This is a genomic window from Amycolatopsis sp. NBC_00355 (assembly GCF_036104975.1).
Lineage (GTDB): Bacteria > Actinomycetota > Actinomycetes > Mycobacteriales > Pseudonocardiaceae > Amycolatopsis.
This window is the reverse complement of record NZ_CP107982.1, coordinates 1,031,592-1,053,880: the sequence shown is the minus strand read 5'-3', so window position 1 is coordinate 1,053,880 and position 22,289 is coordinate 1,031,592. Positions and strand designations below refer to the sequence as shown.

Genomic DNA, 22,289 nt, shown 5'->3' with positions numbered 1-22,289 from the left:
ATGGGGTAGGCATATAGTCGCCCTTCAAGCAGCCCGTGTCCAGGCCCATCCGCAGGGTTTTTCCCCAGCCCGAAGGGTGCGATCGCCTGCCCGGACACGGCGGACCTCCTTGCCCTGCACCGCCGCGGAAAGGACGCCCCCCGCATGGACCTCTTCGAACACGAAGCCCGAGACCTCTTCGAGAAACACGGCGTGCCCGTCCCCCGCGGCCGCGTCGCCGCCGCTCCCGCCGCCGCCCGCGACGCCGCCGTGGCGCTCGGTGGGCCGGTGGTGGTCAAGGCCCAGGTGAAGACCGGCGGCCGGGGCAAGGCCGGCGGCGTCCGCGTCGTGCGCACGGCCGATGACGCCGAGCAGGCCGCCGACGACATCCTCGGCATGGACATCAAGGGGCACACCGTGCACCGGGTGCTCGTCACCGAGGCGAGCGAGATCGCCGAGGAGTACTACGTCTGCTTCCTGCTCGACCGCGCCGGCCGCACGTTCCTGGCCATGGCGTCGACCGAAGGCGGCATGGACATCGAGGACGTCGCCGCGACGAAACCCGAAGCGCTGCTGCGGGTTCCGGTGCACGCCCAGCACGGAGTGGACGCCGCCGCGGTGGCCGCGGCCTTCCCCCCGGACGTGCGCGACGAGGCCGCGGCGGTCGTCCGGAAGCTGTGGGACGTCTTCGTCGCCGAGGACGCCACGCTGGTCGAGGTCAATCCCCTCGCTCGCACGACGGCCGGGATCGTCGCCCTCGACGGCAAGATCACCCTCGACGACAACGCGGGCTTCCGCCGCGCTGCGTCGTTCGACGATCCCCACGACGGCGACCCGCTGGAACGAGCGGCGCGGTCGCAGTGCCTCAACTACGTCAAGCTGGACGGCGACATCGGCGTGATCGGCAACGGCGCCGGGCTCGTGATGTCCACATTGGACGTCGTCGCCTCGGCCGCGGCCGAGGCCGGCGCGCGCGGCCCGGCGAACTTCCTCGACATCGGCGGCGGCGCGTCGGCCGAGGTGATGGTGGCCGGGCTGAGCGTGATCCTCGGCGATCCGCAGGTGCGCAGCGTGTTCGTCAACGTCTTCGGCGGCATCACCGCCTGCGACGCCGTGGCGACCGGGATCGTGCGCTCCCTGGAAGTGCTCGGCGAGCGGGCCACGAAACCGCTGGTCGTGCGGCTCGACGGCAACAACGTGGCCGAGGGCAGGCGGATCCTCGAACTGGCCGCCCACCCGCTGGTCACCGTGGTGGCCACCATGGACGACGCCGCCCGCGAGGCGGCGAAACTCGCGATCGCGGAGGTCTGACCCGTGGCCATCTTCCTGGACGAGAACAGCCGGATCGTCGTTTCCGGCATCACCGGCACCGAGGGCGCGAAGCACACCGCGCGGATGCTCGCCGCCGGGACGAACGTCGTCGGCGGGGTCAACCCGCGCAAAGCCGGCCAGCATGTCGAGATCGCCTCCGCGAAGCTGCCGGTGTTCGGCAGCGTCGCCGAGTCGATGGCCGCGACCGGCGCCGACGTCTGCGTGCTGTTCGTGCCGCCGCCGTTCGTCGAGGACGCCGTCGTCGAAGCCGTCGACGCCGGGATCGGCCTGGCGGTGGTGATCACCGAAGGCGTCCCGGTGCACGACACCGCGCGGCTGTGGGCGCACGCCGTCGCCGCGGGCGGGCGGACGCGGATCATCGGGCCGAACTGCCCCGGCGTCATCTCCCCCGGCAAGTCCAACGCCGGGATCATCCCCGCCGACATCACCGGCCCGGGGCGGATCGGGCTCGTCTCGAAGTCCGGCACCCTGACCTACCAGCTCATGCACGAGCTGCGCGACATCGGGTTCTCCACCTGTGTCGGGATCGGCGGCGACCCGATCATCGGGACGACGCACATCGACGCCGTCGAGGCGTTCGAGAAGGACCCGGAGACCGACCTGATCGTGCTGATCGGCGAGATCGGCGGCGACGCCGAGGAGCGGGCCGCGGACTTCGTGCGCGCCAACGTGTCCAAGCCGGTCGTCGGTTACGTCGCCGGGTTCACCGCGCCCGAGGGCAAGACCATGGGCCACGCGGGCGCGATCGTCTCCGGCTCGTCCGGAACCGCGGAAGCGAAGAAGACGGCGTTGGAAGCGGCCGGGATCCGCGTCGGCCGGACGCCGAGCGAGACCGCGGCCCTCGCCCGTGAGCTGCTCGGCTGATGGCCGTCACCGACTCGCTCGTGCGGCACGCGCGTGCCCGCGGCCCGGCTTCCGGCCCGAAACGGCCGCGGCTGCGGGTCGCCGTGCTGGCCTGCATGGACGCCCGGATCAGCGTCCACCGGCTGCTCGGGCTCCGGGAAGGGGACGCGCACGTCATCCGCAACGCCGGCGGCGCCGTCACCGACGACGCGATCCGCTCGCTGACGATCAGCCAGCACCTGCTCGGCACCCGCGAGGTCGTGCTGCTGCACCACCACGACTGCGGGATGCGCACCTTCACCGACACGGAGTTCGCGCGGCAGCTGGAAGAGCGCACCGGGATCCGGCCGGGCTGGGCCGCGGAGACGTTCACCGACCCGGCCCAGGACGTCCGGCAGTGCATCGCGCGGCTGCGGGCCGGCCCGTTCCCGCCGCACACCGGCGCGGTGCGCGGGTTCGTCCTCGACGAGCGGACCGGCGCGCTGGACGAGGTGACGTGATGGACCTGCGCCAGCTCGCGGTCGTGGTGGCGGTCGCCGAGGAAGGCGGCTTCACCGCCGCCGCGCTGCGGCTGCACACCGTCCAGTCGACGGTGTCCACGGTCGTCCGGGCGCTGGAACGCGACCTCGGCACGCCGCTGTTCCACCGCACCACGCACCGGGTGGCGCTGACGCCCGCCGGCGAGGCCTTCGTGCCCGCCGCGCGGGCGGCCCTCGTAGCGGTGGAACGGGCCCGGGCGGCGATCTCCCCGGTGCACGGCCGGGTCCGGCTCGGGCTCGTCCCGGGTCTGCTCACCGACGTGCACCGGGTACTCGCCGGCCTGCGGGACGCGCACCCGGCGCTGGCCGTCGAGGTCCGCCAGCTGGGCCGCGACGAGCCGGCCCACGCCGTCGCGGAGTCCACAGTGGACATCGCTGTGAGCGTGCCGGACCCCGGCGACCCGGCCGCGCCGCCCGGCACACCGCTGGCCGGCGAAGAGCTGGTCCTGGTGACGGCTCCGGGCGGGTCGCGTTCGGCGCCGGCCGACCTGTCGGGGCTGGCGCTGGTGGACTTCCCGCGGGGCTGGGCGATCCGGGACGCCGTCGACCGCGCGTTCACCGGCCGCCGGGTCGCCCTCGAAGTCGACGACCTCACCGCCGCGGCCGGGCTCGTCCGCGGCGGGCTGGCGGCGTGTGTCCTCCCGGCCTCGGCGGCGGCGCGGTTCCCCGATCTGACGGTACGGCGGTTCGCGACGTCGCCGCTTTGGCAGGTCGCCGCGATCCACCGGGCGGACCCGCCGGCCGCCGTCGCCGCGGTGCTCGCTCACCTGGGCTGAACCCATGCTGCTGCGCCAGCTCGAATACCTCGTCGCGCTGGCCCGCGAGGGGCACTTCGCCCGGGCCGCGCAGGCGTGCCACGTGTCCCAGCCGTCACTTTCGGCCGGGATCCGGAAGCTCGAGGGCGAGCTCGGCACCCAGGTCGTCCAGCGCGGCGCGCGCTATGCCGGGTTGACGCCCGAAGGCGAGCGCGTCCTGCTGTGGGCGCAGCGGATCCTGGCCGAGCGCGACGCGCTGAACGAAGACCTCTCGGCGATGCGCGACAGTCTCTCGGGGGTGCTGCGCGTCGGCGCCATCCCGACCGCGCTCACCGCCATGTCGATGCTCACCGCGCCCTTCCGCGAGCGGCACCCGCACGCCCGGGTGACGCTGGAATCGTTGTCCTCGGACGAGATCGCCCGCCGGCTGACCGCGTTCGAGCTCGACGCCGGACTGACCTATGTGGACGACGAGACGCCGCACGGGCTCCGGTGCGTCCCGCTCTACGAGGAGCGGTACCTGCTGCTGACGCCGTCCGACGGCGAGCTGGCCGGGCGCCGGCTGGTGCGCTGGGCCGAGGTCGCCACGCTACCGCTGTGCCTGCTCATGCCGCACATGCGCAACCGCCGCGTGCTCGACGCGCTGTTCGCCGAGGCCGGCGCCACCGTCGTGCCGGCGATCGAGACGGACACCGTCTCCGCGCTCTACTCCCACGTCGCCACGCACCACTGGTCCAGCGTCATCTCCCACGCGTGGCTGCACCTGTTCGGCGTGCCGCCGGGCATGCGCGTGGTGCCGCTCGAAACGCCGTCGCGGTCGCACCGGATCGGGCTGGTGGTGACGGCGGGCTCGCCCGAGCCGATCCTCGCCCGCGCGCTGCTCGAAGTCGTGCGCGGTGTCGACGTCCGCGGCACCCTCGACGCGTTGTTGCACCGGCACCTCGCCGAGCAGGCCCGATAGCCGGTGCCTATCCCGGGATAGAAACCTTCACGTTGACCCGCTCGTGTGCGCGGAGGACGGTGAAAGTACTTGTCCCGCAACGGAAACATTGGAGTGTGACGCCGTGGCAAAGGTGCTGTGCGTGCTCTACGACGACCCGGTGGACGGCTACCCGAAGACCTACCCGCGCGACGACCTGCCGCGCTTGGACGGCTACCCCGGCGGCCAGACCCTGCCCACCCCGCAGGGTGTCGACTTCACGCCGGGACAGCTCCTCGGCAGCGTCTCCGGCGAGCTGGGGTTGCGGAAGTTCCTGGAGGCACAGGGACACACGCTCGTCGTCACCTCCGACAAGGACGGCGACGACTCGGAGTTCGACCGCGAGCTCGCCGACGCCGAGATCGTGATCTCCCAGCCGTTCTGGCCCGCTTACCTCACCGCCGAGCGGATCGCGCGGGCGCCGAAGCTGAAGCTGGCCGTCACCGCCGGGATCGGCTCGGACCACGTCGACCTCGACGCGGCCATCGCCCACGGCGTCACGGTCGCCGAGGTCACCTACTGCAACAGCATCAGCGTGGCCGAGCACGTCGTGATGATGATCCTCTCGCAGGTGCGCAACTACCTGCCGTCGCACCAGGTCGTACTGGACGGCGGCTGGAACATCGCCGACTGCGTCGCACGCTCCTACGACGTCGAGGGCATGCACATCGGCACGGTCGCGGCCGGGCGGATCGGCACCGCCGTGCTGCGGCGGCTGGCGCCGTTCGACGTCCACCTGCACTACACCGACCGGCACCGGCTGCCGGCCGAGGTGGAGCGGGAGCTGAACCTGACCTTCCACCCGAGTGCCGCGGACCTGGTGCCGCACTGCGACGTCGTGACGATCAACGCGCCGCTGCACCCGGAGACCGAGGGCCTGTTCGGCGACGAGCTGATCGCGTCGATGAAGCGTGGCGCGTACCTGATCAACACGGCGCGGGCGAAGATCGCCGACCGCGACGCCGTGGTCCGCGCGCTCGAGAGCGGGCAGCTGGCCGGGTACGCGGGCGACGTCTGGTACCCGCAGCCCGCGCCGGCCGACCACCCGTGGCGGACGATGCCGTACCAGGGCATGACGCCGCACATCTCCGGGTCGTCGCTCTCGGCGCAGGCGCGCTACGCGGCCGGGACGCGCGAGATCCTGGAGGACCACTTCGGCGGGTCGCCGATCCGCGACGAGTACCTGATTGTCGACGGCGGCAAGCTCGCCGGCACCGGCGCGCACTCCTACTCGACGCGCTGAGCGGGTTCCGGTGGGCGGGACACGTCCCGCCCACCGGCCGCTACGCCGTGGGCAGCAACGACTTCGGCCGGCCGGGCTGGGTGAGGCGTCCGGTGAGCAGCGCCCCGGCGACGCTCAGCACCCCGGCGACGGCGAACGCGCCCAGCAGGCCGACCGCGGCGAGCCCGACCCCGACGACCGCGCCGACGGCCTTGGCGCTGTAGAGGACACCGAAGTTCTGCAACGCCGACTCCTCGCCGAAGTACTCGCGCACCAGACCGACCAGCAGCGTGTAGCAGCAGCCGTTGCCGAGCCCGGCCAGCGCGACACCCAGCAGCAGCCCGACAGCGTGGCGGTGTTCGCCCGAGTAGTAGAGGACGAACTGCGCGACGCCGCCGGCGAGCAGGGCCAGGCGCAGGATCCGGCGGCGGCCGAGCCGGTCGGCGAGCCGTCCGATAAGGACCCGGCCGCTCCCGGTAGCCGCGGCGAGCAGGGCCAGCGCGGCCGCGGCGAGCCCGGGACCGCTGCGCTCGGCCACGAACGTCGCCAGGTAGGCGAGATCGAACAGCAGCACGGCGGCGGCGAGCACGACCACGAGGTACAGCGCGAGGGTGGTGCCGCAGCGGAACAGCTCGGCGGGCCGGTAGTGCCGGATCGCCGGGTGCCGGTTGTGCGCCCTGTCCAGCGCCCAGGTGCGCGGCTCCGGCGTCGCGGGCCACCAGTGCCGCGGCGGGTAGCGCAGCAGGGCGCCGCACCCGGCGATCACGACGAGCACCACGGCGGCGGTCCCGTCGAGCAGTGCCGGCCGGACGTCCGGGAGCAGCGCGGCCAGCACGACGAACGGCACGCTGCCCCAGGCGAAGGCGCCGCTGACGACGCCGGCGCTCGGGCCGGAGCGGTCCGGGAACCAGGCCAGCACGGCGCCGACGCAGGTGGCGTAGACGAGGCCGGTGCCGAGCCCGCCGAGCACCGAGTAGCCGAGGAACACGGTGAGCAGGCTGCCGGCGTGGCCGAGCGTGACCAGCCCGGCGGCGCACAGGACCGCGCCGAGGCCCATCGCCGCGGGGGCGGGCAGCACCCCGCGTTCGCGCAGCCACGCGGCCGGGAAGGCGATGCCGGCCTGGCAGATCGCCCAGAGCGCGAAGGTCAGGACGATCGCGCCGGACGTCCAGCCGTGCGCCCGGCTCAGCTCGGGCACGATCGCGCCGAAGCCGTACTGCTGCACGCCGGCGGCGAGCATGCCCGCCGCGGCCAGCCAGGTGATCCGGCCACGTGGCCGGCCCAGCAGCTCGAGGTCGGTCTCCCCGACCCGGTACCGCCGTCCGTAGACGTCCCGGAGCTCGCGGACCTCGGACATCACGACCACCATCCGTTCGACTGCCGATTGTATGCAGTATGGAGTAGTCAGATTGTGCGCTTCGGTGGCCTGGTTGTCCACAGACAGGAACCGATCGGCGGCCCGAGTGCGGATTCGGACGCTCTTGCCCGCCACGGGCGCGGGTTTCGCACGCGATTCGTTGCGGCGCAGGGATTCCGGCGGCGGCCGACAGGCCAGGCCGAGGCGGGAAGGCGGCCCGGTGGCCATCGAGGGAGGAGGCGGCCACCGGGCCAGTGCTCCGGCGCGGTACCGGCCGCGCGGAGCACTGACAGTCTGGCCAGCGGAGACCCCCTCAGACAAGCCTTTCGGCGCCTGGGAAAGTGTCAGGTTCCCTTCGATCACCGCAGGCCGGGCCGTCCCGGCCGCCGATTCGGTCACACGGAGAGAGCAGCAGACTTCGGTCCGATACGAGGGGCGGCACCCCACCGCGCCGAGCCATGTCCGACAGTGCTGTGTCGGTCGTTCCGCTCGCCGCGTCGGGCGATCCGGTCAGCACCGTGACCGTTCACGAATGGACGAGCCGCCAGCCAACGGCCACCACGATGACGGGAGGGCCGCCCACTGGCCGAGCGGTGGGTGGGCGCGCAACTCGGGGCGGCCACGCGGCCCGGCGCGGAGCACTCGAGCGGCGGGAAAGACACGCGACGGAGCAACTCAGTCGAGCGCCATCGCCGCCGGGCGCCTCGGCGAGCGATCGGCTTTGTGCGCCGCACAACTCAATCACCCGGCGACATAAGAGAAACAGCCGGATACCGACCAGGACGCGCGCTACCGATCGGCGTCCGGCTCCCGGAACCTCGGCCGCGCTCCGGGTGACCGGCGCCCCCAGGCGCCGGACCCGTTGCGCGGCAGGCGATCCGTGTCAGACGGACCGCGTCAGGCCTTCTTGCGGGTCGCGCGCTTGCGGGCCGGCTTGGCTTCGGCCGGCTCGGCCGCAGCGGCCTGGTGCTCCTCGAAACCGGCGATGATCTCGCTGGAGAGACGGCCTCGCTCGGCCACCTCGTAGCCGTTGTCCTGCGCCCACTCGCGGATCTGCCGGTTGCGCTCGCGGTCGGTGCCCGAGCTCGCCGCGCCCGTCAGCGACTGCCCCGTCGCGAGCCGGACCTTGCGGCCGCCGATGCGCCGTGCGGCGCCGACGTAGCGGGCGAGCTCGTCCCGCAGCGCCGAAGCGTTCTCCTCGGAGAGGTCGATCTCGAAGCTCACCCCGTCGAGGGCGAAGGGGACGGTCTGGTTCGCCTCGCTCCCGTCGAGATCGTCCACCATCTCGACGTGCACCCGTTGCGCCATGGTTCGTCGTTCCTCATCTTCTCCAGAACACGGTCGGACAGACCCTAACCTGTCGAATCCCGTCCGGCACGCGGGGCGTCCACAATGGCCGCCCGGACCCCGGGACCGCCCGTGTACAGACGTGATCGCAACCTAGTCGGAATGGGCCTGATCTTGTAGAAATTCGGTTTTCGTGATATGCTCGAAATCAAATCGGTACCGTTGCGGGATGACTTCGCCCGATTCTCCCGTCAATGCGCCCGGCGTCAGCCGCACAGCGTTCACCGCGGCCGCCGCGCGAGCCGCACATTTGCTGGTCGACGCCGCACCGCCGCTCTTCTCGGACCCGCTCGCCGCGCCGTTGCTCGGCGCCCGCGCCGAAGAACTGCTGGCGTATCACCGCCTCCACGGTACCCACCCGATCCTCGCCGGCGCGCGAGCCGAGGCCGTCTGCCGCAGCCGGTTCACCGAAGAACGTCTCCTGCGCGTCAATTCCGGTATAGACCAGTATGTGATTCTCGGCGCCGGACTCGATTCCTTCGCCTATCGGACACCGCCCGGCCGGTTCCGCGTGTTCGAGGTCGACCAGCCGGCGACGCAGGCCGCCAAACGGGAACTCCTGGACGCCGCCGGCATCGCCGTCCCGGCTTCGGTGATCTTCGTCGCGGTCGACTTCGAAACCGATGCGCTCCGCGACCGGCTCGTCCAGAGTGGACTCGACCCGCGCCGTCCCGTGTTCGTCAGCTGGCTCGGAGTCACCATGTACCTGACCCGGGCGGCGATTCTGGCCACGTTGACGGTTCTCGGCGGTTTCGCCCCCGGCTCGGAAATCGTGGCCGACCACCTGCTCCCCGCGGAACTGCGCGACGCGGCCGGAAACGCCTACGCCGAAGCCGTCGCGCCGATTGCCGCCGAAGAGGGTGAGCCGTGGCACACCTTCCTCTCCCCCGCCGCCATGGCGGAGCTCCTGCGCGGCAACGGTTTCGAAGTGGTCGAACAAGCCGCTCAGCACGAGTGCGCCGGTCCGGGGGCCTGGAATCGCGACGACGCCCTGAAGCCGAGCCGGCTTTCCCACCTGACGCACGCGCGCATTCCCCCGTCGCGACGGGAAAGCTGAACACTTTCCCGTCGCGACGTCGATCTTCTCTGTCAATCGGGCAGTAGCGGCATCTCCGGCTCGTCCGGACGGCCCAGCAGCACGGCGCGGGTGACCGACGCCTTCCCGAAGCGGTCCCGCACCGAGTCGAGCGCCGAGTCCAGCTGGGTGGCCCGCCGGCGCTCGAACGGGAGGGCCAGCTGGACGTGGTCGTCGTCGGTCAGGTTGGACAGCGACGCGCCGAGCAGCGTGATCCCGCGGTCGGCGATCAGCGGCAGCGCGGCCTCGAGGAGCTCGCGCGCCGCCGCGAGCAGCCGGCCGGTGCCCTCGGTCGGCTCGTTCAGCGTGCACGAGCGCGTCGCCCGGGTGAAGTCGGCGAAACGCAGGCGGAGGGTCACCGTGCGGCAGATGCGGTGGGCCGCGCGCAGCCGCCGGGCGATGCGGTCGATCAGGGCCACGAGGACGACGTCCAGCTCGGCCGGGGTCCGCCGGCCGCGGCCGAGGGCCCGCTGCGCGCCGATCGACCGGCGCCGCACCCCCGTCTCGACGAGGCGGGGGTCGCGGTTGTGCGCCAGCTCGTGCAGGTGCCGCCCGGCGCCCCGGCCCAGCAGGCCGGCGAGGTCCACCGGTTCGGAGGCGGCCAGCTGGCCCACGGTGACGACGCCCCGGGCCCGCAGCTTCTCCTCGGTCACCTTCCCGACGCCCCACAGCGCGCCGACCGGGAGCGGGTGCAGGAACTCCATCTCCGCGTCGTGCGGCACGACGAGCAGGCCGTCCGGCTTCGCCACCCGGCTGGCGACCTTGGCGAGGAACTTCGTCCGCGCGACGCCGACGGTGATCGGCAGCCCGGCCCGCTCGGCGACCGCCTGCCGCAGCCGCTGGGCGACGGCGCTCGGCCGTCCGGCGATCCTGGCCAATCCGCCGACGTCGAGGAAGGCTTCGTCGATCGAAATCCCTTCCACCAGCGGCGTGGTGTCGCGGAAGACCTCGAACACCGCTTTGCTGGCGGCGGAGTAGGCGGACATCCGCGGCGGCACGACGACCGCGTGCGGGCACAGCCGCCGGGCCTGCGCGCCGCCCATCGCGGTACGCACGCCGTAGGCCTTGGCCTCGTAACTCGCGGCCAGCACCACCCCGCCGCCGACGATGACCGGGCGCCCCTTCAGCCCCGGGTCGTCGCGCTGCTCGACCGACGCGTAGAAGGAGTCGAGGTCGGCGTGGAGGATGGGGCCCTCGGCGGTCATAGAACATATGTTCGCATACCCGCGCGCCGAAATCCGCCCGTCCGTCCGCCGCCACCGTTGTGCCGCTGGCCGAAACCGGGCGTTTTCCCGGTTGTCCGCGGCGCGTGACCGCGCCCACACTCGAAGGCGTCGACCTACCGGAGCTTGGGAGCGAAATGACCGAGAAGTGCCGCTGCGGCGACCACCACGCGTGGGCCGGGCCGAGCCCGCAGGACCGGCCGGCCGCGCCGCGGCAGCCGCTGCTGGCGTCGACGCTGGCCCGCGAGGACCGGGTGGAGGACGCCGGCGGGCTCGACCCGACCGACCGGGTCACCTGCCGGACGCACCGCCGCTGGCTGCACGAATGCGTCTCGTCCCCGGTGCACGCCAACTCCGCGATCGGCTACCGCTGGTGCCGCCGGTGTGACCACCAGGCCCTGGTCGCGGTGGACGAGCTCACCGGCGAGGTCACCATCAGCTGCGGGCTCTGCGGCCACAGCCCGCGCAGCCGCGCGAACGACGAGCTGGTCGCGCTGTGCCGCCGCAGCCTCGCGCTGGCCCGCGCGAGCCGGTTCCCGGAAAGCGCCGCGGCCTGACCGAGTCCCGTTCCGAGGTACCCCGCTGGTCAGCGCGCCTGTTCTGCCGCGGACGGCGGCCGGCCCCGTCGCACTGCCATGATGCGAGGGTGCCCCGACCCGGAACCACCGCGCTGGTGATCCTGCTGCCCGCCGCCGAGCCCGTCCTGGCCGCGGCCCGGCGCACCGCCCCCGAACTGGTCCGCCCCGGCCTGCCCGCGCACGTCACGGCGCTGTACCCGTTCCTGCCCGCGGGCGAGGTGACCGACGAGGTCCTCGACGCCGTGCGCGACCTCGCCGCCGCCGTCGCGCCGATCGGCGTGCCGCTCACCGAACTGGTCACCGCACCGGGCTTCTCGGCGGTCCCGGTGCCCTCGCTGCAACCGATCGCCGACGCCGTCTGCGCGCGCTGGCCGGACGTCCGGCCCTACGGTGGCCGGTTCGGCCCGACACCCGCCGCTCACCTGACCGTCGCGATGGGCGGCGGCGACGCCGACCTCGAGCGGGTCGCGGCCGCGGTCCGGCCGCTGCTCCCGCTGGACGCCCGCGCGGAGGCCCTGCACCTGGTCGCCCTCGACGACGACGGCTGGGAAACGCGGCTCACCGCGCCGTTCGGCGCCTGACTCAGCCGGCGGTGCCGCTCCGGAAGGCCCGGGCGATCGCCCGCAACCGCGCGACGTCCGCGGCGAACGGTTCCGTTCCGGCGACCGGCGGCACGGTTTCCCCCGGCTCGTCCGGCAGGGCACGCACCAGCCGCGCCGCCGCCGGGGCCGCCAGCTCCGGCGTCACCCCGGCGAGGATCAGGCCGTCGTTGGTCTCGCTCATCGCCGTCAGCAGCCGTTCGCGGCGCGACGGGCCGCCCGGGTCGATGCGGACGATCTCCGGGAACCGGCGGGTGAGGTGCGCGCGCAGCGGCCGGAGCAGGCGCAGGGTCCGCGCGTCACGGCGGCCGGCCACCAGCCCCGGAACGGCCGGGATCGTCAGCCCCAGCACGATCAGCAGCACCGACACCGCCGGGAAACCGACGTCGAGCGCGCACGGCAGGGTCGAGAACGGCCCACCGCACAACGCCTTCGCCGGGTGGTCCGACTGCAGCGCCTTGATCGTCGCGACGACCTTCCCGCCGAGGTAGGCGACGGCGAACGCGGACGCCAGCAGCAGCAACGTGAGCCCGGCGCGCAGCGCGCCGCCGCTCGCGCGGATCGTCACGGCCGACACGATCCCGATGTCGATCACCGCGAACCCGAGGTAGACGGTGTAGGCGAAGACGTAGACGACCAGCGTCGGGTGCGTCCGGTACAACTCGTCGAACAGGCCGATGCCGCGCGGCAGGTCCGAGGTGCTGAAGAACGTCACCACCAGCACGGTCAGCGCCGCGGCCAGGGCGACGAGCCGGGTGCGCCGGCCGCGGTCCCGGGTGCCGCTGATCTCCGCGACGGTCAGCCCGATCCCGTACGCGGCCACCATCGTCGCGAGGTTCGAGAGCAGCCGCCCGAGGCTCGGGTACAGCTCGCTCTCCACCACCTGGGCGCGGTTGGACAGGAAGCAGAACGCCGCGCCGAGCGCGATGAGCGAAACGGCCAGCCCGGTGCCCGCGCCGGTCCGCCGCGCCCGCACGGCGCGCCAGATCCCGGCCACCAGTGCGAAGAACCCGACCCCGAGGAACAGAATGTCGATCACGGGACAGGACTATCCCAGCAACGCCGCCAGCCGCCGGGCCTGGTCCGCCGCACGGCCGGACGCACCCGGCTGCACGGCGGGCGGTTCGCTCGTCGCGGCGCTCATCAGCAACACGGCGATCAGCTCGGCCTCGTACTCGTCCCGGCCGTTCGTCACGCGCGTGAGCAGGTGCGACAACGCCTGCGGCGCCAGATCCGGGGCGAGCTCGGCCGCCTCGGACTCCGCCAGCAGGCAGCTGCCGGTGTGCGCGCACAGCATGTGGGCGAGCTCGTGGGCGATGATGTGGTCCTGGTGCAGCGCCGAGGTGTGCTCGGTGTAGGCGATCAGGTCGTAGTCCGGGCGGGCCTGCCAGGCGCCGGACGGCTGACCGGGGCGATAGGCCACCGGTACGAGGTCGATCTCCCGGCCGCGCCACGCTTCGAGGCCGTCGACCCAGCGGTTCATCGACCACGGCCGCGGCAGCGGGACGGCGGTGAGCACCGCCCGCACCCGGGCGCGGGCCCCGGCTCGGAGCGGCGTCAGGCCGTGCGCGTCGATGGGCCCTCCCCGCTGAGCGGGCGCCAGCCGGGTGCACCGGGGCGCGATCACGGACGACGTCATCGTAGCCGACCGGTCACCGCGCGCACGTCACTCCGGCTTCCGGCGCCGGCCCTCGCGGCGGCGGGTCTCGTCGTAGCTGCCGAGCTGGTCCATCAGGGCGGTCACGGTCTCGCGGTCCCGCGGCGAAAGCTGCATCGCCCGCTGCGCCATCTTCCGGGCCTCGCCGTCGCGCCACGCCACGACGTCCTCGACCTGCCGGTCGACCTGGCCGGCGACCTCGTCGTCGAAGAAGTACGTCACCGGCACGCCGAAGAACTGGGCCAGCGCCTGGATGTGGGACCGCTTCGGGTCCTTGCGCGCGCCGACGGCGAGCTGCTGCACGTGGGTCGCCGACATCGTGACGCCGGTCTGCTCCGCGACGCCGTGCGCGATCTCCCGGTAGGAGTACGGCTTGCGATCCGGCGGGTGCACGGTCGCGATCAAGTGCGCCAGCCGTTCGGCGAAACTGCGCTCCTCGCTCACCGCACACCACCCTCGACCATGAAACGTGACACCGCCCAGCCTAGCTGTCCCGAAAACTTGACACAGCATGTACCGGGAAGACTACGATACCGACGGTAGGTGTTTCGGAAACGGAACACCAGCCCGGGCCGGTCCGGCGGCCGCGAGGTGACTCACGTGGCCGCTGGGGGTGGCCACGCGCCGAACCCGCGGCCCCGTACCGGCCCTTCTCCGTTCAGCACCCGGGCGAGGTTCGTGAGGTCTTCCCGCGGCCGCGGCAGCCCGTCGAGATCTCCACGTACAGCCCGCGATCCGCGGGGATGTCGCCGTCGTCCGGGCCGATCCGGGTGATGTGGTCGCAGGCGTCCGTCCCGGCCGCCTGACGCAGCCGCATTCGACGGCGCCGGCCTCCCGCAGGTCCTCGCGGATCAGCTGCGGGCGAAGGTCGGTCGCGCCCGGATCCCCCGGTGATGTTGGCGTGGGGCGGGCGGGTCCGGTCGAGGCTGAGCACGTCCGGCTCGAACCGCGCTTCGGGCGGCCTGGCCCGGCCGAAGAACCAGGCGACGAAGCCAACGAGGCCGCCGATCCGGGAGAAGGGGCACGGCGGCGCGTGGTGCGGCACAAGTGCCGCCGTCCCCACGGAACCGGGGCGGTGGTCCCCGCCGGATCGGAGGGACCACCGCCGGTCGTCAGCTCCGGTAGACGCCGAACTCGTACAGCGAATACCCGTACGCCGTGCCGCGCTGGGTGGCGTTCACCCGCACGTACCGGGCCGTGGCCGAGACCGCGAGGTCGTCGGCCCCGCCGTCGCCGGTCGTGGTGCCGTAGACCGAGCGCCAGTTCGCCGCGTCGTCACTGACCTGGATCTCGTACGCCTTGCCGAACGCCGACTCCCAGACCAGCTGGACGTGGTTGAACGCCTGCCGGCTGCCCAGGTCGACCTGCAGCCACTGCGGGTCGGCCCACGCGCTCGCCCAGCGCGTCGCCGAGTTGCCGTCCGTCGCGGCCTGCGGCGGGTAGGGCGCGCCGGGGCCGTCGGCCTGGTAGGTCGACGCCGTCGTCGCCGCGCCGCGGGCCAGGTTGGTGCCCGGCACCGGCGGCGCGACCACGCGCAGCGAGCGCGTCTCGATGCCGACGTTGCCGTGCCCGTCGCGGGCGTAGAGGTAGATCTTCCAGACGCCCAGGTCCTGCGGCGCGGTGACGGTGAACGTGCCGGTGCCGGTGAACTGCGCCGGGATCAGGCCCCCGGCGTTGTTGATGTACTTGCTGTTGTAGCCCATGGTGTAGGTGATCGGGTCACCGTCCGGATCGGACACGTTCGCCGTCACGGTGAAGGTGCCGCCGGCCGGGACGTCGGTGGTGCGGCTGAGGTTCATCGACGAGATCACCGGGGGCGTGTTGCCGCCGGTCTGTCCACTGTAGATCTTGCGGACGGCGTACCACGAAAGCCGTTTCTCGTTGCCCGTGGTGATGTTGAACCAGACGCCGCCGAAGTCGCCTTCGCTGCCGTAGTGGAACAGCGTCGCGCCGAGCGCCACGCCGGGGTGGGCCAGCACGCAGTTCCAGGCGTTGGTGTAACCGTCGCGCTTCTGCTGGTCGGTCGGCTCGGCGGGGACGCCGTTGACGTCGTTCGGGACCTCCCACTCGCCGGCCGGGCCGGTCTCGGTGATGATGTAGGGCTTCGTGTAACCGCCGTTGATCCAGTCCTGCTTGACCTGGCAGACCTGGGCGTAGGAGTTCACCGAGTACAGGTCGAGGTTCGGGGTGTAGGCCTTGTAGTACGGCCACGCGCCGGTCCAGGCGTCGGTCGAGGTGACCGGGTGGTTGGCGTCGATCGCGTGGATCGCCTGCGCGGCCTGGTCGACGAACCGGGCGTAGGCGATGCGGTTCTGCTCCAGGAGCGTGCCGGAGTAGCAGTTCTGCATGCCGAGGATCGACTCGTTGCCGACGTTCCACATGAGCACGCCGGCGTTGCCCTTGTAGGCGTTGACCCACTTCTGGATCTCGCCGAGCATCGTGTTCTTGTAGGTCGTGTCGGTGGTGTAATCCACGCAGCCGCCGCTGCCCGGACCGCCGCCGGGCTGCAGCCAGAAGCCGGCGACGACCTTGATCCCGTTGGCCGCGGCGGCGTCCAGCAGCGGCTGGCTGCTGCCGTCGGTGCCCCAGGTGCGGACGGTGTTGACGCCGATCGAGTGCAGCTCCGGCATCCGCGCCGATGCTTCGCTCACCGGCGGGCCCCAGGTGAGGCCCTTGACGGTCCACGGCTGGCCGTCGACGCTCAGCTGCCAGTTGCCCTGGCTGCCGGTCACCTTCGTGACGCCGGGGCCGCCCGGCGTCGTCGTGCCCGGGGTGCCGCTGACCTGGAACTCCCAGAGCGAGTAGCCGTAACCGCCGACGCGGTGGGTGCCGTAGAAGCGCACGTACCGGCCGTGGCCGGTGACGGCGAGGTTCTGGACGCCGCCGGTCGCGGTGGTCGTGCTGTACACGGTCTGCCAGGACGCGGCATTGTCGGAGACCTGGATCTCGTACGCCGTCGCGTAGGCCGATTCCCAGTTCATGGTCACCTGGCTGATGTCGGCGGCGGTGCCGAGGTCGACCTGCAGCCACTGCGGGTCGCTCCAGGCGCTGGCCCAGCGGGTGCCCGCGTTGCCGTCGACCGCGGCGGACGCCGGCGTCGAGGCGCCCTCGCTGCTGGAGGCGGTCACGGGTCTGCCTTGGGATAGCAACGTCGCGGCGTGTGCCGGGGTCGGGCCGGCTAGCAGGCCCAGCACCAGCAGGACCACGAGTGCCGGGACGGCACGAAGGGGCAACGGTCGGTCCACGATGACTCCCGCGCGAAAGGGGACGGAGGTTGGAGAGCGCTCTCCGGCACGGCCGATGGTTCGTCACGGCGGCCCGCGTTGTCAAGCTTCTCGTCCCGAACCGGACAATCGCTTCCCGGCGTCGAATGCGGGTGCTCCTTGACAGGGTGGCAACGCGGTGCGCATGCTCTTGGAGAGCGCTCTCCCATTCCTCAGGCACCCTCACCGTGGAGGACCCTTGGTATCGAAAGCCGCGCTCCTCGCCTGCACCGCCGCCACCGTGCTGGCAGGCGCCTTCCTGACCGCGGCGACGTCGTCGCCGGCCGTAGCCGACAACCTGGTGACCCACCACGAGTTCCAGGTCAACTGCTCCCCCAGCCACCACCAGCCGGACGACCCGATCGTCTTCCCCGGGCTGCCCGGCGCGTCGCACGACCACACGTTCATCGGCAACAAGACCACCAACGCGAACACGACGCTGGCGTCGTTGCAGCAGTCGGGCGTGGGCAACACGACCTGCCTGGCGCCGGACGACCTGTCGGCGTACTGGTTCCCGACGGTCTACAACGGCAACCAGGTGATCCTGCCGAACTTCGCGCAGGTCGTGTACTACAAGTCCGGCATCCTCGACTACACCAGGGTCGTGCCGTTCCCGCCCGGCCTGCGTTACGTGGCCGGGACGGTCACGGCGACCCAGGACCAGTTCCAGAACGCGCCCGGCGCCATCGAAGGCTGGGAGTGCGGGGACAGCTTCCACAACTGGGACATCCCGGTGCAGTGCACGCCGGGCAGCCAGCTGAACATCCGGTACCAGGCCCCGAGCTGCTGGGACGGCGTCCACCTGGATTCCGCCGATCACAAGAGCCACATGGCGTACCCGGACAAGACGACGCTGACGTGCCCCGCCGATCACCCGGTCGCGGTGCCGATGCTGGAGTTCAAGATCGCGTTCCCGGTCAGCGGTGACATGTCCGGCGTCCACCTGGCCAGCGGGCGCGGGTATTCGTGGCACTACGACTTCTTCAACGCGTGGGACCCGCCCACCCTCGCCGCGCTGGTCACGCACTGCATCAACGGCGGGCTCCAGTGCGACCCGCGCGGGTTCGACGTCTACAAGCCGGACCGCGGGGGCGTCCTCGGTCCGAACTACCGGCTGCCCGGCCGGCCGTGAGGCGGACGGCGCCGGTGCTCGCGGCGGTGGTGGTGGCGATGTCCATGGGCGGGTGTGCCACCACCGCCGCGCCGGCGGCCCCGGCGCTGCCGCCCGGCCCCGGGTCGGGTTCCGGGTCCGGGGCGTTCAACCCGACCGACATCGCGTGGTTGCAGCTGACCGTGCCGATGACGGAGAACGCCGTCACGGCGGCCCACCTCGCGGTGGACCACGCGGCGAGCACCGCCGTGCGGTCCGCCGCGTCGGCCCTCGAGCCGTCCCAGGACGGGTTCCTCACCCGCCTGCGGGCGGCTCGCGACCGGGCGGGGTTGCCCGCCGGGAACGTCCACAGCGGACACCGGATGCCGGGGATGATCACCGACGCCGACCTGGTCGCGCTCCGGACCAGCCACGGCGGCGGCTTCGACCAGCGGCTCGTCGCGTTGCTGCGGGCCCACTCGAAGCAGATCGTGGTGCTGGCGAAGGGCGAACAGACGTCCGGCGCCGACCCGGCGACCCGGGCGCTGGCCGGGGAACTCGCCGCCGCCGCGACCCGGGAAGGGGAGGTCCTGGACCGGACGAGCTGACCGGAGACCACCGCCCGGCCCCACTGCCGGGCCCCGGCCGGCCACGGGAGCGGCCCGGCCGGGCGAGCGGATTCCGGTGCAGGTACTCGGCGACGAGTGGCGGCAACCCGCCACTCGTCGCCGAGTTGCCGCCACACCAAAGTTCCCCCGCCGACCCCAGCCGGACCCGCGTACCCAGAGGGTCGGCTCGCGTACCCAGGGAGTCGGCTCGCGTACCTGGACGGTCGGTTCACGTGCCTGGAGAGTCGGCTCGCGTGTTCGGGGAGTCGACACGTGTGATTGGAGGGACGACACGGCAAGGCGAACTCGGGCAGCGTGTCGTCCGGCTGGGTACGCGAGCCGACTCTCTGGGTACGCGAACCGACTGGCTGGGTACGCGAGCCGACCCTCTGGGTACGTGTGTCGTCCGTCTGAGTACGCGTGTCGTCCGGCGGGGTGCGCGGGGCGACTGGCTGGGTGCGGGGGCGGCGGGTCAGGCGGAGTCTCGGACTACCAGTTCCGGGTCGAAGATCACCGATTCCGCGCGCAGCGCGGGGTTCGCCATGCGGTCCAGGACCATCCGCGCCATCGCCGCGCCCATGGCCTCGACCGGCTGGCGGATCGTGGTGAGGCGGGGGCGGCAGCTCAGGGCCACCTGGCTGTCGTCGAAGCCGATGACCGCGATGTCGTCCGGGACCCGGCGCCCCGCTTCGGCAAGCACCGACAACGCGCCGTACGCCATCAGATCATTGGCCACGAACACGCCGTCCAGGTCCGGCTCGGTCGCCAGCAGCCGCTCCATCGCGAGTTCGCCGCCGTGCTGGGTGAAGTCGCCCTCGGCGACCGCGACGTACGCGTGGCCGTGGCGGGCCATCGCGTCGCGGAAGCCCGCCAGGCGGTCGTGGCCCGCCGGGGTGCCGCCCGGGCCGGCGATCGTCGCGACCCGGTGGCAGCCGCGGGAAACGAGCCGGTCCGCCGCGATCCGGGCGCCGTCCTGGTGGGCGACGTCGACGTAGCACACCGGCGCCGGGCGGGCGGGCCGCGCGAACAGCGCCGTCGGGACGCCCGCCTCGGTCAGCACCAGCGGCAACGGGTCCTGGTCCGGGGCCAATGAGATCAGCAGCACCCCGCTCACCTGTTCCTGCCGCAGCTTCGCCACGAGCGAGGCGCGTTCGTCCTCGCTGTCGACGAGCATCAGCAGCGGGTGCCGGCCGTGCGGGCGCAGGTGCGCGACAACGCCCTCGACGACCCGGCCGAAGAACGGGTCGCCGAACACCCCGCCGGTGAAGGCCTCGGCGTCCACGTGCCGCTCGGGTTCGGACACCACCAGCGCGATCCCGCCGGTGTGCCGCGTGACCAGGGACCGCGCGGCCCGGTTCGGCACGTACCCGGTGTCGGCGATCGCGCGTTCGACGGTTTCGCGCAGCTTCGGGTCGACGTTGCGCACGCTGTTGACCACGCGCGACACCGTGGCGCGCGAGACACCGGCGACCCTCGCGACGTCTTCGAGGGTCGGTGGCGCCGGAGGCGGATGCGTCGTCACCCGTTCTTTGTAGCACGCTGTGAGAGCGCTCTCCCAGTCTTCGGCCGACAACGCGATGACAAATGTCATGAGCGCCCGGTGCGGGACGGCACTGCCCTCCCGGAGCCCGCGCGACGAGCATTTCCGGGGCAAGCACTCCGATCCGCACCGGGGAGATCCCATGACCGTCCAGACCGCCGCGCCGGCCTTCCGCCGCGTGCTCGCCCTCATCGGCACCTACCTCGCCGTCAGCGTCCTCACGCTCGGCGTGATCGTCCTCTTCCGCGACAACCCCACGATGGTGACCGACGCCGTCTGGGTGCGCGCCACGATCGTCGTCGGCAGCGCGCTCCTGACCCTCTCGTTCGCCCGACGGGCGGCGCGCGGCTCGACGAAGGCGTTCCTGCGGCTGCGGATCGTCTCGGCCGTGATGCTGGTGGCGGTCGCCGTCATCGTCGCGCTGCCGGGCGCGTTCCCGGTGTGGCTGCGGATCGAGCAGGCGGTCTGCGGGCTGCTGCTGCTCGGCGTCGCCGTGCTGGTGAACGGCCGCGAGCTGCGGTCGCGGTTCGCGGCCCGCTGAGGCCGGGCGCGGTAGCGTGCCGCTGATGAACGACTCGACGGCGCCCGCCGACGCGCAGCGGTGGGTGCGCGGCTGGCGGCGGCTGGTCCTCGACGCGGGCCTGCTGGCCTTCCCGATCGTCACCGTTCCCGGCGTGCTGGAGCACTCGAGCGGCGCGGCCGCGGTGGCCGGCTGCGCGATCGTGGCCGCCTTCGCCGTCGCCTACGTCGTGGGCGCGGTCGCGGCCGCCCGCCGCACGTGGCGGCGGTACTGGATCTCCCTCGGGATCTGCACGGTGCTGTTCGCCGCGGCGCTCCCCTTCGCCCACGGAGAAGCCTTCTTCCTCGCCGCGGTCGTCGTTTCGCTGGTCGCGCCGCGCATCGGCCGCTACGCCCCGGCGCTGGGCGCCGTCGTCGCCCTGGCCGCCGTCCTGGTCCCGTGGGCCGTGCCGTCGTGGCGGGCCGAACCGGGCTGGCCGCAGGCGATCGCCCTCTTCTTCACCGTGCTCGTGGTCTACGCCTTCGCCGAAGCCATCCACGCCAACATCGCCCTCGTCGAGGCCCGCGCCGAGGTCGCGCGGCTGGCGTCGGAGGCCGAGCGCACCCGGATCGCGCGCGACCTGCACGACCTGCTGGGCCACTCGCTCACCGCGATCACCGTCAAGAGCACCCTGGCGCGCCGGCTCATCGCCACCGAGACCGAGCGCGCGAGCGAGGAGATGTCCGCCGTCGAGACGCTCGCCCGTCAGGCGCTGACCGACGTCCGGGCCGCCGTCTCGGGCTACCGGGACGTCACCCTCGCCGGGGAGCTGGCTCGCGGCCGCGAGCTGCTGCGCGCGTGCGGGGTCACCGCGGACCTGCCTACCGCCGTCGACGTCGTCGGCCCGGACCACCAGGTCCTGTTCGGCTGGGTCGTGCGCGAAGGCCTCACCAACGTGGCCCGCCACGCCCGCGCGACCCGCTGCACCGTCACGCTTTCCGCGTCGTCGGTCGAAGTGCTCGACGACGGCGTCGGCGGCCGGAGCACCGAAGGCAGCGGGCTCGCGGGGCTCCGCGAACGGGTCGCCGACGCAGGCGGGCGCGTCGAGGCGGGGCCGGCGAACCCACGGGGCTGGCGGCTGGCCGTGTCCCTGACCCCGGCGGAGGTGCCGTGACCGTCCGCTTGCTGCTCGCCGACGACCAGGAGATGGTCCGCCAGGCGCTCGGCACCCTCCTGGACCTGGAGGACGACTTCGAAGTCGTCGCGTCCGTCGGGCGGGGTGACGAGATCGTCGCGGCGGCGCGCGAACACCGGCCCGACGTCGCGCTGCTCGACATCGAGATGCCGGGCCTCGACGGGCTCGCCGCCGCGGCCGTGCTGGCCGCCCAGGTGCCGGACTGCCGCGTCGTCATGCTCACGACCTTCGGCCGCGCCGGCTACCTGCGCCGCGCGATGGAGGCGGGCGCCGTCGGGTTCGTGGTCAAGGACGCCCCGGCCGACGCCCTCGCCGACGCGATCCGCCGGGTGGTCAAGGGTGAGCGCGTGGTCGACCCGGCGCTCGCGGTGGCGACCCTCGCCGCGGGCGAATCCCCGTTGACCGCCAGGGAACGCGACGTCCTCATCACCGCCCGGACGGGCGCGACGATCGCCGAGATCGCGTCGCGGCTCTACCTGTCCGAAGGCACCGTCCGGAACTATGTGTCCGCGGCGATCACCAAGACCGGCGGGCGCAACCGTGTCGACGCCGTCCGGATCGCCGACGACCGCGGCTGGCTCTGATTGGCCCGGTCCGGCGGCCCCGAAT

The 22,289-nt window shown here is 72.8% G+C and carries 23 protein-coding genes; 14 read left to right on the top strand and 9 right to left on the bottom strand.

The genetic code is table 11. From position 1 onward, the window contains the following. Positions 1-144 precede the first annotated feature (144 nt). The 6 genes from sucC (at position 145) to OHS18_RS04570 (ending at position 5,670) form a co-directional block, all read left to right on the top strand. Positions 145-1,290 (top strand): ADP-forming succinate--CoA ligase subunit beta, encoded by a 1,146-nt coding sequence (gene sucC, locus OHS18_RS04595; protein WP_328616051.1) that lies wholly within the window; start codon positions 145-147, stop codon positions 1,288-1,290. A gap of 3 nt (positions 1,291-1,293) precedes the next feature. After that, positions 1,294-2,175 carry a succinate--CoA ligase subunit alpha gene (sucD, locus tag OHS18_RS04590; RefSeq protein WP_328616050.1) on the top strand — a complete coding sequence of 294 codons (882 nt, stop codon included), beginning with the start codon at positions 1,294-1,296 and terminating at the stop codon, positions 2,173-2,175. Next, complete coding sequence (locus OHS18_RS04585; protein ID WP_328616049.1) at positions 2,175-2,654, top strand: beta-class carbonic anhydrase; 480 nt, start codon at positions 2,175-2,177, stop codon at positions 2,652-2,654. Before sucD ends, OHS18_RS04585 begins: the two co-directional genes overlap by 1 nt. Next, a complete protein-coding gene (locus tag OHS18_RS04580; RefSeq protein ID WP_328616048.1) occupies positions 2,654-3,469 on the top strand; it encodes a LysR family transcriptional regulator in 816 nt (271 codons plus the stop codon). The genes OHS18_RS04585 and OHS18_RS04580 overlap by 1 nt, the downstream gene beginning before the upstream one ends. A gap of 4 nt (positions 3,470-3,473) precedes the next feature. Then, on the top strand, positions 3,474-4,409 hold the full coding sequence (locus tag OHS18_RS04575; RefSeq protein ID WP_328616047.1) for a LysR family transcriptional regulator: 936 nt from the start codon (positions 3,474-3,476) through the stop codon (positions 4,407-4,409). A gap of 103 nt (positions 4,410-4,512) precedes the next feature. Next, entirely contained in the window at positions 4,513-5,670 is a 1,158-nt protein-coding gene (locus OHS18_RS04570; protein WP_328455766.1) for an NAD-dependent formate dehydrogenase, read from the top strand. 40 nt (positions 5,671-5,710) lie between these two features. On the opposite strand, the gene OHS18_RS04565 is transcribed toward OHS18_RS04570, so the two are convergent. Together OHS18_RS04565 and OHS18_RS04560 are read right to left on the bottom strand one after the other, a co-directional pair. Next, positions 5,711-7,006, bottom strand: a complete 1,296-nt coding sequence (locus OHS18_RS04565) for an MFS transporter (RefSeq protein ID WP_328616046.1) — start codon at positions 7,004-7,006, stop codon at positions 5,711-5,713. Positions 7,007-7,903: 897 nt separating this feature from the next. Then, entirely contained in the window at positions 7,904-8,314 is a 411-nt protein-coding gene (locus OHS18_RS04560; RefSeq protein ID WP_328455768.1) for a histone-like nucleoid-structuring protein Lsr2, read from the bottom strand. A gap of 172 nt (positions 8,315-8,486) precedes the next feature. On the opposite strand from OHS18_RS04560, the gene OHS18_RS04555 reads away from it, so the two are divergent. Next, the gene (locus tag OHS18_RS04555) at positions 8,487-9,410 is read left to right on the top strand and encodes a class I SAM-dependent methyltransferase (RefSeq protein ID WP_328616045.1); all 924 of its coding nucleotides are present in this window, start codon (positions 8,487-8,489) and stop codon (positions 9,408-9,410) included. Positions 9,411-9,442: 32 nt separating this feature from the next. On the opposite strand, the gene dinB is transcribed toward OHS18_RS04555, so the two are convergent. Continuing rightward, positions 9,443-10,633, bottom strand: coding sequence for a DNA polymerase IV (dinB, locus tag OHS18_RS04550; RefSeq protein ID WP_328616044.1), 1,191 nt, complete (start codon positions 10,631-10,633; stop codon positions 9,443-9,445). Between the two features lie 155 nt (positions 10,634-10,788). Between dinB and OHS18_RS04545 the strand changes: the two genes are divergently transcribed. After that, positions 10,789-11,208, top strand: coding sequence for a hypothetical protein (locus OHS18_RS04545; RefSeq protein WP_328455772.1), 420 nt, complete (start codon positions 10,789-10,791; stop codon positions 11,206-11,208). A gap of 89 nt (positions 11,209-11,297) precedes the next feature. After that, positions 11,298-11,810: a 2'-5' RNA ligase family protein gene (locus OHS18_RS04540; protein WP_328455774.1), complete on the top strand. Its 513-nt coding sequence runs from the start codon at positions 11,298-11,300 to the stop codon at positions 11,808-11,810. A gap of 1 nt (position 11,811) precedes the next feature. Here OHS18_RS04540 and OHS18_RS04535 read toward each other — a convergent pair whose 3' ends face one another. The 5 genes from OHS18_RS04535 to OHS18_RS04515 all read right to left on the bottom strand — a co-directional run bounded on the left by OHS18_RS04535 (position 11,812) and on the right by OHS18_RS04515 (position 16,730). Beyond that, entirely contained in the window at positions 11,812-12,867 is a 1,056-nt protein-coding gene (locus tag OHS18_RS04535; protein ID WP_328616043.1) for a hypothetical protein, read from the bottom strand. 9 nt (positions 12,868-12,876) lie between these two features. Beyond that, on the bottom strand, positions 12,877-13,455 hold the full coding sequence (locus OHS18_RS04530) for a hypothetical protein (protein WP_328616042.1): 579 nt from the start codon (positions 13,453-13,455) through the stop codon (positions 12,877-12,879). Positions 13,456-13,494: 39 nt separating this feature from the next. Beyond that, positions 13,495-13,929: an XRE family transcriptional regulator gene (locus OHS18_RS04525; RefSeq protein ID WP_328616041.1), complete on the bottom strand. Its 435-nt coding sequence runs from the start codon at positions 13,927-13,929 to the stop codon at positions 13,495-13,497. A gap of 214 nt (positions 13,930-14,143) precedes the next feature. Next, positions 14,144-14,302 (bottom strand): hypothetical protein, encoded by a 159-nt coding sequence (locus tag OHS18_RS04520; protein WP_328616040.1) that lies wholly within the window; start codon positions 14,300-14,302, stop codon positions 14,144-14,146. Between the two features lie 295 nt (positions 14,303-14,597). Beyond that, entirely contained in the window at positions 14,598-16,730 is a 2,133-nt protein-coding gene (locus OHS18_RS04515; RefSeq protein ID WP_328616039.1) for a discoidin domain-containing protein, read from the bottom strand. Positions 16,731-16,947: 217 nt separating this feature from the next. On the opposite strand from OHS18_RS04515, the gene OHS18_RS04510 reads away from it, so the two are divergent. Both OHS18_RS04510 and OHS18_RS04505 read left to right on the top strand, forming a co-directional pair. Next, positions 16,948-17,880 (top strand): DUF1996 domain-containing protein, encoded by a 933-nt coding sequence (locus OHS18_RS04510; protein WP_328455786.1) that lies wholly within the window; start codon positions 16,948-16,950, stop codon positions 17,878-17,880. Beyond that, on the top strand, positions 17,877-18,446 hold the full coding sequence (locus OHS18_RS04505; RefSeq protein ID WP_328616038.1) for a DUF305 domain-containing protein: 570 nt from the start codon (positions 17,877-17,879) through the stop codon (positions 18,444-18,446). Before OHS18_RS04510 ends, OHS18_RS04505 begins: the two co-directional genes overlap by 4 nt. Positions 18,447-18,918: 472 nt before the next feature. Here the strand turns inward: OHS18_RS04505 and OHS18_RS04500 are convergent, their stop codons facing one another. Further along, positions 18,919-19,968 (bottom strand): LacI family DNA-binding transcriptional regulator, encoded by a 1,050-nt coding sequence (locus OHS18_RS04500; RefSeq protein ID WP_328455790.1) that lies wholly within the window; start codon positions 19,966-19,968, stop codon positions 18,919-18,921. Between the two features lie 160 nt (positions 19,969-20,128). Between OHS18_RS04500 and OHS18_RS04495 the strand changes: the two genes are divergently transcribed. From OHS18_RS04495 to OHS18_RS04485, 3 genes are read left to right on the top strand one after another with little or no spacing between them, the layout of a single operon-like run. Continuing rightward, positions 20,129-20,527 carry a hypothetical protein gene (locus OHS18_RS04495; protein ID WP_328455792.1) on the top strand — a complete coding sequence of 133 codons (399 nt, stop codon included), beginning with the start codon at positions 20,129-20,131 and terminating at the stop codon, positions 20,525-20,527. 25 nt (positions 20,528-20,552) lie between these two features. After that, positions 20,553-21,659 (top strand): sensor histidine kinase, encoded by a 1,107-nt coding sequence (locus tag OHS18_RS04490; protein ID WP_328455794.1) that lies wholly within the window; start codon positions 20,553-20,555, stop codon positions 21,657-21,659. Next, a complete protein-coding gene (locus OHS18_RS04485) occupies positions 21,656-22,264 on the top strand; it encodes a response regulator transcription factor (protein ID WP_328455796.1) in 609 nt (202 codons plus the stop codon). Before OHS18_RS04490 ends, OHS18_RS04485 begins: the two co-directional genes overlap by 4 nt. Positions 22,265-22,289: the final 25 nt, after the last annotated feature.

Coding starts and splice junctions, on each gene's coding strand:
- sucC (WP_328616051.1), top strand. CDS start 145: ATGGACCTCTTCGAACACGAAGCCCGAGACCTCTTCGAGAAACACGGC.
- OHS18_RS04585 (WP_328616049.1), top strand. CDS start 2,175: ATGGCCGTCACCGACTCGCTCGTGCGGCACGCGCGTGCCCGCGGCCCG.
- OHS18_RS04580 (WP_328616048.1), top strand. CDS start 2,654: ATGGACCTGCGCCAGCTCGCGGTCGTGGTGGCGGTCGCCGAGGAAGGC.
- OHS18_RS04575 (WP_328616047.1), top strand. CDS start 3,474: ATGCTGCTGCGCCAGCTCGAATACCTCGTCGCGCTGGCCCGCGAGGGG.
- OHS18_RS04565 (WP_328616046.1), bottom strand. CDS start 7,006: ATGTCCGAGGTCCGCGAGCTCCGGGACGTCTACGGACGGCGGTACCGG.
- OHS18_RS04560 (WP_328455768.1), bottom strand. CDS start 8,314: ATGGCGCAACGGGTGCACGTCGAGATGGTGGACGATCTCGACGGGAGC.
- dinB (WP_328616044.1), bottom strand. CDS start 10,633: ATGACCGCCGAGGGCCCCATCCTCCACGCCGACCTCGACTCCTTCTAC.
- OHS18_RS04545 (WP_328455772.1), top strand. CDS start 10,789: ATGACCGAGAAGTGCCGCTGCGGCGACCACCACGCGTGGGCCGGGCCG.
- OHS18_RS04520 (WP_328616040.1), bottom strand. CDS start 14,302: ATGCGGCTGCGTCAGGCGGCCGGGACGGACGCCTGCGACCACATCACC.
- OHS18_RS04495 (WP_328455792.1), top strand. CDS start 20,129: ATGACCGTCCAGACCGCCGCGCCGGCCTTCCGCCGCGTGCTCGCCCTC.
- OHS18_RS04490 (WP_328455794.1), top strand. CDS start 20,553: ATGAACGACTCGACGGCGCCCGCCGACGCGCAGCGGTGGGTGCGCGGC.